Annotated in this window: 10 protein-coding genes; 8 read left to right on the top strand and 2 right to left on the bottom strand. The window is 60.4% G+C overall.

The annotated features are described in order from the left end of the window. The first annotated feature begins 13 nt into the window (after positions 1 to 13). From nusA to ACF8R4_RS21075, 7 genes are all read left to right on the top strand, one after another. Positions 14 to 1,495, top strand: a complete 1,482-nt coding sequence (gene nusA / locus ACF8R4_RS21105; protein ID WP_009685349.1) for a transcription termination factor NusA — start codon at positions 14 to 16, stop codon at positions 1,493 to 1,495. Positions 1,496 to 1,522: 27 nt separating this feature from the next. Then, positions 1,523 to 4,063 (top strand): translation initiation factor IF-2, encoded by a 2,541-nt coding sequence (gene infB, locus ACF8R4_RS21100; protein WP_060498442.1) that lies wholly within the window; start codon positions 1,523 to 1,525, stop codon positions 4,061 to 4,063. Between the two features lie 118 nt (positions 4,064 to 4,181). Continuing rightward, the gene (gene rbfA / locus ACF8R4_RS21095) at positions 4,182 to 4,580 is read left to right on the top strand and encodes a 30S ribosome-binding factor RbfA (RefSeq protein WP_028632620.1); all 399 of its coding nucleotides are present in this window, start codon (positions 4,182 to 4,184) and stop codon (positions 4,578 to 4,580) included. Positions 4,581 to 4,583: 3 nt separating this feature from the next. Next, on the top strand, positions 4,584 to 5,501 hold the full coding sequence (truB, locus tag ACF8R4_RS21090; RefSeq protein WP_060498441.1) for a tRNA pseudouridine(55) synthase TruB: 918 nt from the start codon (positions 4,584 to 4,586) through the stop codon (positions 5,499 to 5,501). 147 nt (positions 5,502 to 5,648) lie between these two features. Next, positions 5,649 to 5,918: a 30S ribosomal protein S15 gene (gene rpsO, locus ACF8R4_RS21085; RefSeq protein WP_003249971.1), complete on the top strand. Its 270-nt coding sequence runs from the start codon at positions 5,649 to 5,651 to the stop codon at positions 5,916 to 5,918. A 250-nt stretch (positions 5,919 to 6,168) separates the two neighbouring features. Next, positions 6,169 to 8,274 carry a polyribonucleotide nucleotidyltransferase gene (gene pnp, locus ACF8R4_RS21080; protein WP_014859357.1) on the top strand — a complete coding sequence of 702 codons (2,106 nt, stop codon included), beginning with the start codon at positions 6,169 to 6,171 and terminating at the stop codon, positions 8,272 to 8,274. Between the two features lie 262 nt (positions 8,275 to 8,536). Then, complete coding sequence (locus ACF8R4_RS21075; RefSeq protein WP_016712080.1) at positions 8,537 to 8,887, top strand: BON domain-containing protein; 351 nt, start codon at positions 8,537 to 8,539, stop codon at positions 8,885 to 8,887. Positions 8,888 to 8,963: 76 nt separating this feature from the next. On the opposite strand, the gene ACF8R4_RS21070 is transcribed toward ACF8R4_RS21075, so the two are convergent. After that, positions 8,964 to 9,266 carry a putative quinol monooxygenase gene (locus ACF8R4_RS21070; RefSeq protein WP_060498440.1) on the bottom strand — a complete coding sequence of 101 codons (303 nt, stop codon included), beginning with the start codon at positions 9,264 to 9,266 and terminating at the stop codon, positions 8,964 to 8,966. Between the two features lie 60 nt (positions 9,267 to 9,326). Here ACF8R4_RS21070 and ACF8R4_RS21065 point away from each other — a divergent pair, with 60 nt between their 5' ends. Beyond that, positions 9,327 to 9,740, top strand: a complete 414-nt coding sequence (locus ACF8R4_RS21065) for a VOC family protein (RefSeq protein WP_016391800.1) — start codon at positions 9,327 to 9,329, stop codon at positions 9,738 to 9,740. 121 nt (positions 9,741 to 9,861) lie between these two features. Here the strand turns inward: ACF8R4_RS21065 and ACF8R4_RS21060 are convergent, their stop codons facing one another. After that, the gene (locus tag ACF8R4_RS21060; RefSeq protein ID WP_156867643.1) at positions 9,862 to 12,798 is read right to left on the bottom strand and encodes a DUF748 domain-containing protein; all 2,937 of its coding nucleotides are present in this window, start codon (positions 12,796 to 12,798) and stop codon (positions 9,862 to 9,864) included. Between the last annotated feature and the right edge of the window lie 62 nt (positions 12,799 to 12,860).

Below are 12,860 nucleotides of genomic sequence, written 5' to 3'. Positions count from 1 at the left end.
GGCGAGGCGTACGATGAGCAAAGAAGTACTGCTGGTTGTTGAATCGGTATCCAACGAAAAAGGTGTACCGCCCGGCGTCATTTTCGAAGCGCTGGAAGTGGCCCTGGCCACTGCAACCAAAAAACGTTTTGAAGACGAAGTCGACCTGCGTGTGGAAATCAACCGCCACACCGGTAGCTACGAGACTTTCCGTCGCTGGACCGTGGTCGACGAAGCCGATCTTGATGATCCGGCAATCGAGACCTGGCTGGACAAGATCAAGGACACCCACCCTGAAGCCAAGGTCGGTGACGTGATCGAAGAGAAGATCGAGTCTATCGAGTTCGGTCGTATCGCCGCCCAGACCGCCAAGCAGGTCATCGTGCAGAAGGTCCGTGAGGCCGAGCGTGCGCAGGTGGTCGATGCCTACCGTGAGCGCGTTGGCGAGATCATCTCCGGCACCGTCAAAAAGGTTACCCGCGACAACGTTATCGTTGACCTGGGCAACAACGCCGAGGCCCTGCTGGCCCGCGAAGACATCATTCCGCGCGAAACCTTCCGTGTTGGCGTGCGCCTGCGTGCGCTGCTCAAGGAAATTCGCACCGAAAACCGTGGCCCTCAGCTGATCCTGTCGCGCACCGCGCCGCAGATGCTGATCGAGCTTTTCCGCATTGAAGTGCCGGAAATTGCCGAGGGCCTGATCGAAGTCATGGCTGCTTCCCGTGATCCGGGTTCGCGAGCCAAGATCGCCGTCCGCTCCAAGGACAAGCGCATCGACCCGCAAGGCGCCTGTATCGGCATGCGTGGTTCGCGCGTCCAGGCCGTATCCGGGGAGCTGGGTGGTGAGCGTGTGGATATCGTCCTGTGGGACGATAACCCGGCGCAGTTCGTCATCAACGCCATGTCGCCGGCTGAAGTCGCGGCGATCATCGTTGATGAAGATGCCCATGCCATGGACATCGCCGTCGCCGAGGACAACCTGGCCCAGGCCATTGGCCGTGGCGGTCAGAACGTTCGTTTGGCCAGTCAGCTGACCGGCTGGACCCTGAACGTGATGACCGAGAAGGACATCCAGGCCAAGCAACAGGCCGAAACCGGTGACATCCTGCGCAATTTCATCGATGAGCTGGAAGTCGACGAGGAGCTGGCCCAAGTGCTGGTCGACGAAGGCTTCACCAGCCTCGAAGAAATTGCCTACGTACCGTTGGAAGAAATGCTCAACATCGATGGCTTTGACGAAGATATCGTCAATGAGCTCCGCGCTCGAGCCAAGGACCGTTTGTTGACCAAGGCCATCGCTACCGAAGAAAAACTGGCAGACGCCCACCCGGCCGAAGACCTGCTCTCCCTTGAGGGTATGGACAAGGACCTGGCGGCTGAACTGGCGGTGCGCGGCGTGGTTAACCGCGAAGACCTGGCCGAGCAGTCGATCGACGATCTGCTCGACATCGACGGCATCGACGAAGAGCGTGCCGGCAAGTTGATCATGGCCGCCCGAGCCCATTGGTTCGAGTAATTAGGCGCGGCCTGAGGAGAGAAGTGCATGACGCAAGTCACGGTGAAAGAACTGGCCCAAGAGGTCGAGGCACCGGTAGAGCGCCTGCTGCAGCAGATGCGTGAGGCAGGTCTGCCGCACACCGACGCCGGTCAGGTAGTGACCGACAATGAGAAGCAGACCCTGCTGACTCATTTGAAGAGCAGCCACAAAAGCAAGGCGGAAGAGCCGCGCAAGATTACCTTGCAGCGCAAAACCACCAGCACGCTGCGTGTCGCCGGTAGCAAGAGCATCAGCGTAGAAGTACGCAAGAAGAAAGTATTCGTGCAGCGCAGCCCGGAAGAAATCCAGGCTGAGCAGAAGCGTGAGCTGGATGAGCGCCGCGCGGCTGAAAATGCCGCTCGCGACAAGGTCGAGGCCGAAGTTCGCCAGCGCAACGAAGAGCAGGCTCGCCGTCAGGCCGCCGAAGCTGCTGCATCCGCCCCTGCGCCAGCCGCCAAGCCTGAGCCGGCGCCTGCCGCTGCTCCGGCCCCGGTAGTCGCCGACGCCCCGGCGTCCGAAGACGCCGCAGCCCGTGCTGCCGAGCGCAAGAAAGACGAAGCCCGTCGCAACGAAGGCCGTACCCGTGACGAAGACCGTCGTGGCGGCGAGCGTCGTGGCGAAGCCCCGCGCGTGTCGATCAAGGTCAAGGTCAAGGAGAAGGAAAAGGCTCCGACTCCTCGTGCCGCACCGCGCACCACCGATGAAGAAAGCGATGGCGTACGCCGTGGCCGCGGTGGCAAGAGCAAGCTGAAGAAGCGCAACCAGCACGGCTTCCAGAACCCGACTGGCCCTATCATTCGTGATGTGACCATCGGCGAGACCATCACGGTCTCTGAACTGGCCAACCAGATGTCCGTCAAGGGCGCTGAAGTCGTCAAGTTCATGTTCAAGCTGGGCACCCCGGTTACCATCAACCAGGTGCTCGACCAGGAAACCGCTCAGCTGATCGCAGAAGAGCTGGGCCACAAGGTCACCCTGGTCAGCGATACCGCACTGGAAGACTCCCTGGCCGAATCGCTCAAGTTCGAAGGCCAGACCGAGTCGCGTGCACCGGTCGTTACCGTCATGGGTCACGTTGACCACGGTAAGACCTCGCTGCTGGACTACATCCGTCGTGCCAAGGTGGCTGCTGGCGAAGCCGGTGGTATTACCCAGCACATCGGTGCGTACCACGTGGAAACCGACCGTGGCATGGTCACCTTCCTCGACACCCCTGGCCACGCCGCGTTTACCGCCATGCGTGCCCGTGGTGCCAAGGCCACCGACATCGTCATCCTGGTGGTGGCGGCGGACGACGGCGTGATGCCGCAAACCCGCGAAGCGGTTCAACATGCCAAGGCAGCTGGCGTTCCGCTGGTGGTTGCAGTGAACAAGATCGACAAGCCGGGTGCCGACCTCGATCGCATCCGCAACGAGCTGGCCGTCGAAGGCGTTACCTCCGAGGACTGGGGTGGTGACACGCCGTTCGTCAAGGTTTCGGCCAAGATGGGTACCGGTGTCGACGAGCTGCTCGAAGCCGTGCTGCTGCAGGCCGAGATTCTCGAACTGACCGCTACCCCGACCGCTCCAGGTCGTGGCGTGGTCGTTGAATCGCGCCTGGACAAGGGCCGTGGCCCGGTGGCGACCATCCTGGTTCAGGACGGTACCCTGCGTCAGGGCGACATGGTCCTGTGCGGTTCCAACTATGGCCGCGTGCGCGCCATGCTCGACGAGAACGGCAAGCCTGTGAAGGAAGCCGGCCCGTCGATCCCGGTCGAAATCCTCGGCCTGGACGGTACTCCGGAAGCCGGTGACGAGCTGTCCGTGGTTGCCGACGAGAAGAAAGCCCGCGAAGTTGCCCTGTTCCGTCAAGGCAAGTACCGCGAGGTCAAGCTGGCCCGTGCTCACGCCGGCAAGCTGGAAAACATCTTCGAGACCATGGGTCAGGAAGAGAAGAAGACCCTCAACATCGTCCTCAAGACTGACGTGCGTGGTTCCCTGGAAGCACTGCAGGGCTCGCTCGGCAGCCTGGGCAACGACGAAGTTCAGGTGCGCGTGATTGGTGGCGGCGTCGGTGGTATCACCGAAAGCGACGCCAACCTGGCGCTGGCTTCGAATGCAGTACTGTTCGGCTTCAACGTGCGTGCCGATGCCGGCGCCCGCAAGATCGTCGAGCAGGAAGGTCTGGATATGCGTTACTACAACGTGATCTACGACATCATCGAAGACGTCAAGAAGGCCCTGACCGGTATGCTGGGCAGCGATGTTCGCGAGAACATCCTGGGCGTTGCCGAAGTACGTGACGTGTTCCGTTCGCCGAAGTTCGGCGCCATCGCTGGCTGTATGGTCATCGAGGGTACCGTGTACCGCAACCGTCCGATCCGCGTACTGCGCGAAGACGTTGTGATCTTCGAAGGCGAGCTGGAATCGCTGCGTCGCTTCAAGGACGATGCCTCCGAAGTGCGTAACGGCATGGAGTGCGGTATTGGCGTCAAGAGCTACAACGACGTCAAGGTCGGCGACAAGATCGAAGTCTTCGAGAAAGTCCAGGTTGCTCGTACCCTCTAAGGGTGAGCTGGCTGCAAACCGCTTCTCTACGCGGCGGTTTTCAGCACCTCTACAGGTAGCGCCCGGTCAGGCATTGGTCTGACCGGGCGTTTGCCGCTTTAAGTTACAGGTAACAAGAATGGCCAAAGAATATAGCCGTACCCAACGTATTGGCGATCAGATGCAGCGTGAGCTGGCCGAGCTGATCCGTCGCGAAGTCAAAGATCCGCGTGTTGGCCTGGTGACCATCACCGCCGTGGACGTCAGCCGTGACCTGGGCCATGCCAAGGTGTTCATCACCGTCATGGGTGAGGAAACGCCAGATGCCGTGCAGCAGTCGCTGAAGGCGTTGAACAGCGCTGCCAGCTTCCTGCGTTTGCACCTGGGCCGCTCGATGCAGCTGCGCAGCGTGCCGCAACTGCACTTCCACTTCGATGAAAGCGTCAGTCGCGGTGTGCACCTGTCGGCGCTGATCGAACGTGCAGTGGCCGAAGACCGCCTGCACAAGGACGCCGACGAGCCGGACACCAAGGAGTAAGCGGTGGCCCAGGTCAAACGTATCCGCCGCAATGTCAGCGGCATCATCCTGCTCGACAAGCCGCTGGGTTTCACCTCTAATGCCGCCCTGCAAAAGGTGCGCTGGCTGCTCAATGCGGAAAAGGCCGGCCACACCGGTAGCCTCGACCCGTTGGCAACCGGCGTGCTGCCGCTGTGCTTCGGTGAAGCGACCAAGTTTTCGCAGTACCTGCTCGATTCCGACAAGGGCTACGAAACCGTCATGCAGATGGGGCAGACTACCAACACCGGCGATGCCGAAGGTGAGGTGCTACAGACCCGCGACGTGACCGTTGGTCGCGCCGACATCGAGGCGCTGTTGCCGCGTTTTCGTGGCCAGATCAGCCAGATACCGCCGATGTACTCGGCGCTCAAGCGTGACGGCCAGCCACTGTATAAGCTGGCTCGTGCAGGAGAGGTAGTGGAGCGCGAGGCGCGTTCTGTTACTATTAACCGCTTGGAGTTGCTCGAGTGCGAAGGCACCCGTGCACGGTTGAGCGTAGGATGCAGCAAAGGCACCTATATCCGCACCCTGGTGGAGGATATTGGCGAGGCCCTTGGCTGTGGCGCCTATGTTGCTGAGCTGCGCAGGACCCAGGCCGGGCCTTTCGCGCTGGCACAGACGGTCACCCTCGAGGCACTCGAACATGCCCACGCCGAAGGTGGCAACGAAGCGCTCGATCGCTTCCTGATGCCATCGGACAGTGGCCTGCAGGACTGGCCTTTGGTGTGCCTGTCCGAACACAGTGCGTTCTACTGGCTGCATGGGCAGGCGGTACGCGCACCGGACGCGCCACAATTTGGCATGGTCCGGGTACAGGATCACAATGCGCGCTTCATCGGTATCGGTGAAGTGAGCGAAGACGGGCGCATTGCGCCGCGTCGGCTGATTCGGTCGGAATGACCGAAACCGGGGGGCCAGGCAGTAGCCGAGCCCCACGGCATCAAGGGTGGCTGTCAGTAGGCACGGTCACACCTTTTTTATTAATACAGGGATTTGTCCCTGGCCTATTGGACCCCGCTTGCGGGATCCGTTATCAGGAGAAGCCAAATGGCCCTCAGCGTTGAAGAAAAAGCTCAGATCGTTGCCGAATACCAGCAAGCCGCCGGCGATACCGGTAGCCCGGAAGTGCAGGTTGCTCTGCTGACCGCCAACATCAACAAGCTGCAAGGCCACTTCAAGGCCAACGATAAAGACCACCACTCCCGTCGTGGTCTGATCCGTATGGTCAACCAGCGTCGTAAGCTGCTGGACTACCTGAAGGGCAAAGACACCACTCGTTACAGCGCCCTGATCGGTCGCCTGGGCCTGCGTCGCTAATAGCGGCCTGGTCAGTGGTGTGCATGGCGTGTCGCAGGCTTCGGCAGGGCTGTTTTGCAGCGCTGCCGTTGGACACACCACGCGTATCTCCGAGGTTGGCAGCCTGGCAATGCTGAGCGGTTTTTCCGCTTGGTGCCAGGCTCCCAGCCTCGTGTTGTATCTGGACGGTCAACGGGGCCGATTCCCCGTTCTGCCCAAGAATTCGCAAGAAACCAGTTCCCCCAAGAGCCACTGAAAAAGGTAGGAAACCGTGAACCCGGTAATCAAGACTTTCCAGTTCGGTCAATCGACCGTTACTCTCGAAACGGGCCGTATTGCCCGTCAGGCAACCGGCGCTGTGCTGGTTACCGTCGACAACGACGTCACCGTGCTGGTGACTGTGGTAGGCGCCAAACAGGCTGATCCAGGCAAGGGCTTCTTCCCGCTGTCGGTTCACTACCAGGAAAAGACCTACGCCGCCGGCAAGATCCCGGGTGGCTTCTTCAAGCGTGAAGGCCGTCCTTCCGAGAAAGAGACGCTGACCTCGCGCCTGATCGACCGTCCGATCCGTCCGCTGTTCCCGGAAGGCTTCATGAACGAAGTGCAGGTCGTCTGCACCGTGGTTTCCACCAGCAAGAAGACCGACCCGGACATCGCCGCGATGATCGGTACCTCGGCTGCCCTGGCCATCTCCGGCATTCCGTTCGAAGGCCCGATCGGCGCCGCTCGCGTTGCCTTCCACGAAAGCACCGGCTACCTGCTGAACCCGACTTACGAGCAACTGGCTGCTTCGAGCCTGGACATGGTCGTAGCCGGTACTTCCGACGCCGTACTGATGGTTGAATCGGAAGCTCAAGAGCTGACCGAAGACCAGATGCTGGGTGCCGTACTGTTCGCCCACGACGAATTCCAGGCCGTTATCCAGGCTGTCAAGGAACTGGCTGCCGAAGCGGGCAAGCCGACCTGGGACTGGAAACCAGCCGTTGCCAACACCGAGCTGTTCAACGCCATCCGCGCCGAGTTCGGCGAAGCGGTTTCGCAGGGCTACACCATCACCGTCAAGGCTGACCGCTACGCGCGCCTGGGCGAGCTGCGTGACCAGGCCGTTGCCAAGTTCTCGGGTGAAGAAGGCCAGCCTTCGGCCTCCGAAGTCAAAGATATCTTCGGCGAAATCGAGTACCGCACCGTTCGCGAGAACATCGTAAACGGCAAGCCACGTATCGACGGCCGCGACACCAAGACTGTTCGCCCACTGAACATCGAAGTCGGCGTGCTGCCGAAAACTCACGGTTCGGCACTGTTCACCCGTGGCGAAACCCAGGCTCTGGTCGTTGCGACCCTGGGTACTGCCCGTGACGCCCAGCTGCTGGACACCCTCGAAGGCGAGAAGAAAGACCCCTTCATGCTGCACTACAACTTCCCACCGTTCTCGGTAGGTGAGTGTGGTCGTATGGGCGGTGCTGGTCGTCGCGAAATCGGCCACGGCCGTCTGGCCCGTCGTTCGGTCCAGGCCATGCTGCCGGCCGCCGACGTGTTCCCGTACACCATCCGCGTGGTTTCGGAAATCACCGAATCCAACGGTTCCAGCTCCATGGCTTCGGTCTGCGGTGCGTCCCTGGCCCTGATGGACGCTGGTGTGCCGATGAAGGCGCCAGTTGCCGGTATCGCCATGGGCCTGGTCAAGGAAGGCGACAAGTTCGCGGTCCTAACCGACATCCTCGGTGACGAAGACCACCTGGGCGACATGGACTTCAAGGTAGCCGGTACCGCCAAAGGCGTTACTGCGCTGCAGATGGACATCAAGATCAACGGCATCACCGAAGAGATCATGGAAATCGCCCTGGGCCAGGCCCTGGAAGCGCGTCTGAACATACTCGGCCAGATGAACCAGATCATTGGTCAGTCGCGTACCGAGCTGTCGGCCAACGCCCCAACCATGATCGCGATGAAGATCGACACCGACAAGATCCGTGACGTCATCGGTAAAGGCGGCGCCACCATTCGCGCCATCTGTGAAGAGACCAAGGCTTCGATCGATATCGAAGACGATGGCTCGATCAAGATCTTCGGCGAAACCAAGGAAGCTGCAGATGCTGCCAAGCAGCGCATCCTGGGCATCACCGCCGAGGCCGAAATCGGCAAGATCTACGTCGGCAAGGTTGAGCGTATCGTCGACTTCGGCGCCTTCGTCAACATCCTGCCTGGCAAGGACGGCCTGGTGCACATCTCGATGCTGAGCGATGCTCGCGTCGAGAAAGTCACCGACATCCTGAAAGAAGGCCAGGAAGTGGAAGTACTGGTACTGGACGTGGACAACCGCGGCCGTATCAAGCTGTCGATCAAGGACGTTGCCGCGGCCAAGGCCTCGGGCGTCTAAGCGATTGCAACGCAACAGGAAAAGGGCCCTTCGGGGCCCTTTTTTCATGGGCTGCGGGAACCTTTTGCGGACTTGCATCTTGCATGCAGGTTTACCGTGCAGATTGCAAAATGCACGACACTGAAAGTGATGTATTTTTGCTAACTTATTGATTTAAAAAGATTAATTTTAGGCGATAGAGCTGGCACAGCACATGCAACTACCTTCATACCTGCCGCCAGGACATACGGCGCAGACCTTTCGACAAACAGGAGTGACCCACATGAAGAAGTTCGCCATTGCTGCCGCTACTGCTACCGCTCTGACCCTGACCATGGCTAACGCGGCATTCGCCCAACAGTCCACCCAGGCCCCCATGACGCTGGCGGCCGGTGAGGTGACCAAAGCCAAGGAAGCTACCTCTGATACCTGGATCACCACCAAGGTCAAAGCCGACCTGATGACCGAGAAAGGCGTGCCAGGCAGTGACATCAAAGTCGAGACCAATAAAGGTGTCGTGTCGCTGTCGTCCGACGTGGCCATTACCGATGCACAGAAAGAGATGGCAGTCGCCATCGCTAAGAAGATCAAAGGCGTTCAGGCCGTTTCGGCTGATGGCCTGAAGTCCGAATAAGGGATGTCCCGTCGGCCAAACGGATTTGGCCACCTCTACCGAAGCCCTGGCCTGTGCCGGGGCTTTGCTTTTGCACTCAGTAGCCCGGGTTGAGGGCGATTACATCGCTTTCGAAGCATTCCTGCTCGACGATCAGCGGCTCTACCAGTGGGCGGCTATCACGAAAGTGTGCGGTCTGGGTATGCGCTTCATACGCGGCATCATCGCGGTAGATTTCGTACAGGTAGATTACCTGCGGATCGAGTCGGTCCTGCGACACATCGAATACCAGGCAGCCTGGCTCGTTGGTGACAGAAGCTGCGGCATTGACCTTGATCGCTGTCAGGAAATCCTCGGCGCAACCGGGCTTCACACGGGTCTTGATAAACAGGCTATACACAAGTCGCTCCTTTTGTTTTAAATTCATTAGTGAATTGTATACAAAAATGGAGTCTCGCCAATGTCCGAATTGCCTGCACGCCCCGGCCGCCTGAATGGCTTGCGCCATATCGCCTTGCTGGTACCCAACCTGGAAGAGTGCGAACGCTTTTATGTCGATGTGCTGGGTATGGAGGTATTGAACCGTGCCAACGAAGACCTGGTGTACCTCACCTGTGGCAACGACAACCTTTCGCTGGGACGTGGGGCAGGGGCGTCCAATGGGTTGCAGACGCTCGATCATTACGGGTTCATTGTGGACAGCGTGGAGGAGCTGGAGGCGTGGTACCAGTACTTCAAGGCCCACGGTGTCACGCTGCTGGACCGGCCGTTCAACCACGGTGACGGAGCGCGTAGCTTCCACCTGCTGGACCCGGCGGGGAACAAGGTGCAGCCGCTGTATCACCCGGCTGTGTCTGGGCAACGGTTGGTCTGATGCCTGTTCCGGCCCATTCGCGGGCAAGCCCGCTCCCACAGGTACTGCACAGGCCTTGAACTGCGCTCGATTCCTGGGGGAGCGGGCTTGCCCGCGAAGAGGCCAGACCTGCTAAAAAAGATTATTCAGCATCCAGGTGCATCGGCGTCACCACCCGCCCATCGCTCTCAGGCTGCCCCAGGCTGGTATCGATGAAATACACCCGGTCATCTTCCAGCTTGCCCTTGTCCACCAGGTAATCCTTGATACTGCTGGCCCGCTCCTGGCCCAGCGTGCGCAGCAAGGCGGTGCTCTCGGCCCACGACTTGATCACTGCCTCGCGCAGCTTGGCGGTACGTTCGTCGCGGCCCAGTTGCTCCCATTCGGCAGGTGGCTGCTGCTTCAGGCGAGTGCGGTAAATGCCTTCGAGCATTGCCGGTTTGTCGCTGTCGTCCACCACCAGCATCGAGGCATTGGCCGGCACCTTGTCGCCCCGGCGCTGCAGGATCTTGTACCAGGTGGCCTGGTACTCACGCTCCAGGCGCTGCTGGGCGATCAGCGGGCCATCGCTGGCCTGGGCGCTGGTGCCTTCGATTTCCAGGCGCAGTTCCGGGCGTTCTTTCAGCGCGGATGCCAGCTTGTCCAGGGACGACTGGGCATCGCCACTGAGCTCGCTGGACCCAGGGGCGAACGCCACGTTGCCCAGGTCTTCCGAGCCACCGCCGGTAATCAGCCCGCCGATGAACTTGAACGGCGCCTGTGCCGCGCGCAGTACCAGGTTGCGCAGGGTTTGCCAGACGATCGGCATCACACTGAATTGCGGGTTGTTGAGGTCGCCAGACACTGGCAGCTCGATCGAAATCTTGCCCTCGGTATCTTTCAGCAGCGCTACTGCAAGGCGGATCGGCAGGTCGACTGCGTCCGGGCTGTCGACTTTTTCGCCCAGCTGCAGTTGCTCCACCACCACCTTGTTCTCGGCCTTGAGCTGGCCGTTGGTAATCAGGTAGTGCAGGTCGAGGTTGAGCCTGCCTTTGCGAATGCGAAAGCCCGCGAACTTGCCGGAGTAGGGCGTGAGGGTGGTCAGTTCGACGCGCTTGAAGCTGGTGGCGATATCCAGGCTGGCCAGCGGGTTGAACGGGTTGAGCGCGCCCTTGATGGTGACCGGTGCGTAGCGGTCGACCTTGCCCTTCACGTCGACCTTGGCCGGCACCGGCTTGCGGTTGTCGATGGTGCCGATCTGGCCATTGAGCTGCTGAATGGCCGTGGCGAAGTTGGGGGTGAGGGAGAGGTCGGCGAAGTTGGCCGAGCCGTCGTTGATGTCGATCTGGCCGATGTGGATACCCAGCGGCTTGTCGCTGCTGGTTGAGGCCGGCTTGGCTTGGCTTTTCGCCGGGGTGCCAGCCGGTTGCGGGATCAACAGGTCATTGACGTTGGTGGTGCGGTCTTCGTTGATGATGAAGCGTGCATAGGGTTGCAGCAGGGTTACCTTGTCGATCGACAACGCATCGCCGTGTACATAAGACAAGCCATCGACGTTCACCTGCTGCCATTTGACGAAGTCGCGGCTCTTGATGGTGTCGAGGGTGTGCAGCTGGTTTACCTGGGCTTTGCCCGTGATATTGAAGGCCAGCGGTGCGGTGTTCTTCAGGTCGACCTTGAGGTCGCTGGAGAGCATGCCACTGCGCAGTTCCAGCAGGATGAACGGGCTGATATAGGCCTGTGCTACGCGCAGGTCGATATCGCGGGTGCTTACGTCCAGCTTGGCCCATATCGGCGCCAGGTTGACCTGGCCGGCAGCCTGCAGCTTGCCTTGCTTGCCTACGCCCGTATCGAGCTTGAGCGTGAAGGGCGACTGGTTGAGGCTGTCGAAGCCTTGCAGGTCGGCGTTGAGCGGGCCGATGTCCAAGGCTACCGGCTCTTTCTGGCTGCGGTCTGCCAGGTGCACCAGGTAGTTGCGCAATTGCACGTCCTTGAGCAGCACTTGCCAAGGCTTGCTCGGCTCTTTGGCGGCTTGCTGCTCAGGTGTCGGCTCGGCGGCAGCCGGCTCTGCCTTTTCCTTCGGCGTGGCTTTGGCAGGCTGGCTGGCAAACAGCTTTTGCCAATCGAGCTGGCCGTCTTTTTCCAGCGCAGCCCAGGTTTCGAGTTTCTCGCTGCGGATTTTGCCTACGGTGACCTGTTGCTTGACCAGGTCAACGGAGGTTTCGCTCACCTCCAGGCTGGCCAGGCGTGCCAAGGGGCGGCCATCCGGGGCCTTGATGGCGAACGGCGCAATGCGCACGGAGGCGTTTTCCAGCAACAGCTCGGTCTGTTTGGCGAGGTTGAGCTTGTAGTGCGTGTCGAGGCTGACCACGCCGTCTTCCAGCACCAGTGGCACAGCATCACGTACGTACGGCCAGAAGGCCTTCATTTTGCCTTCCGTGATCTTCAGCGTGCCTTCAGAGGCGATCGGTGACAGGCTCAGGGTCCCGTTCCAATCAATGCGCCCGCCATTGGGGCCGTTGGCCACCAGGGTCATGTCGGCACTGTCGTCAGGCAAGGTGCTGAGGTTTTTCAGCTCCAGGTTCATGTTGTCGTAGAGGAACTCAATCGGCTCGCTGGGGCGCAAGTCCTCGAAATGCAGGTAGCCGTCGATGAGCTTGATGCTACCGATGCGCAGCGGGAACGGCTCGCTGGGTGGCTCGTCAGGTTTGGCTTCGCTGGCGGGCAGCTTGAACAGGCCGGTCAGGTTAAGGCTACCGTCCTTGGCAAACAGCACCTCGTTACGCGGTTTGTCGAGCTCTACGGCTTCCAGGTGCAGCGCTTTGGTCCACAGGCTGTCGAGCGAGAGGTTGGCGTACAGACGCTCGAACCCGACCTGTTCCTTGCCGGGCTCGCCGATCTGCAGGCCCCACAATGTCAGCTCTAGGCTGAAGGGGTTGAGTTCGACCCGTTCGAGGTGGGCCGGCACCGTCGCGTACTGGGCCAACTGCTGGTTGGCGATGCGCAGTGCCACACCGGGAAGAATGAGGAAGCCGAGCAGGCTGTAGAGGGCCACAAGGGCCAAGAGTGCGCCAGCGGCGCGAGTCAATCCTTTGTACATGTGTCGCTTCGTCTGTCTAAGCAGGAGTGCTTGGAGTATGGCACGTTAAATCAGTTCCGCAG

The organism is Pseudomonas sp. FYR_2 (genome assembly GCF_043106425.1).
In the GTDB taxonomy this organism is placed as follows: Bacteria; Pseudomonadota; Gammaproteobacteria; order Pseudomonadales; family Pseudomonadaceae; genus Aquipseudomonas; species Aquipseudomonas monteilii.
Note: the sequence above shows the minus strand (reverse complement) of the source record. Positions and strands in the feature narration are given on the sequence as shown.

Bases quoted from the DNA above. Each gene is read 5' to 3' on its own strand.
- nusA (WP_009685349.1), top strand. From the start codon at position 14: ATGAGCAAAGAAGTACTGCTGGTTGTTGAATCGGTATCCAACGAAAAA.
- infB (WP_060498442.1), top strand. From the start codon at position 1,523: ATGACGCAAGTCACGGTGAAAGAACTGGCCCAAGAGGTCGAGGCACCG.
- rbfA (WP_028632620.1), top strand. From the start codon at position 4,182: ATGGCCAAAGAATATAGCCGTACCCAACGTATTGGCGATCAGATGCAG.
- rpsO (WP_003249971.1), top strand. From the start codon at position 5,649: ATGGCCCTCAGCGTTGAAGAAAAAGCTCAGATCGTTGCCGAATACCAG.
- ACF8R4_RS21075 (WP_016712080.1), top strand. From the start codon at position 8,537: ATGAAGAAGTTCGCCATTGCTGCCGCTACTGCTACCGCTCTGACCCTG.
- ACF8R4_RS21065 (WP_016391800.1), top strand. From the start codon at position 9,327: ATGTCCGAATTGCCTGCACGCCCCGGCCGCCTGAATGGCTTGCGCCAT.
- ACF8R4_RS21060 (WP_156867643.1), bottom strand. From the start codon at position 12,798: ATGTACAAAGGATTGACTCGCGCCGCTGGCGCACTCTTGGCCCTTGTG.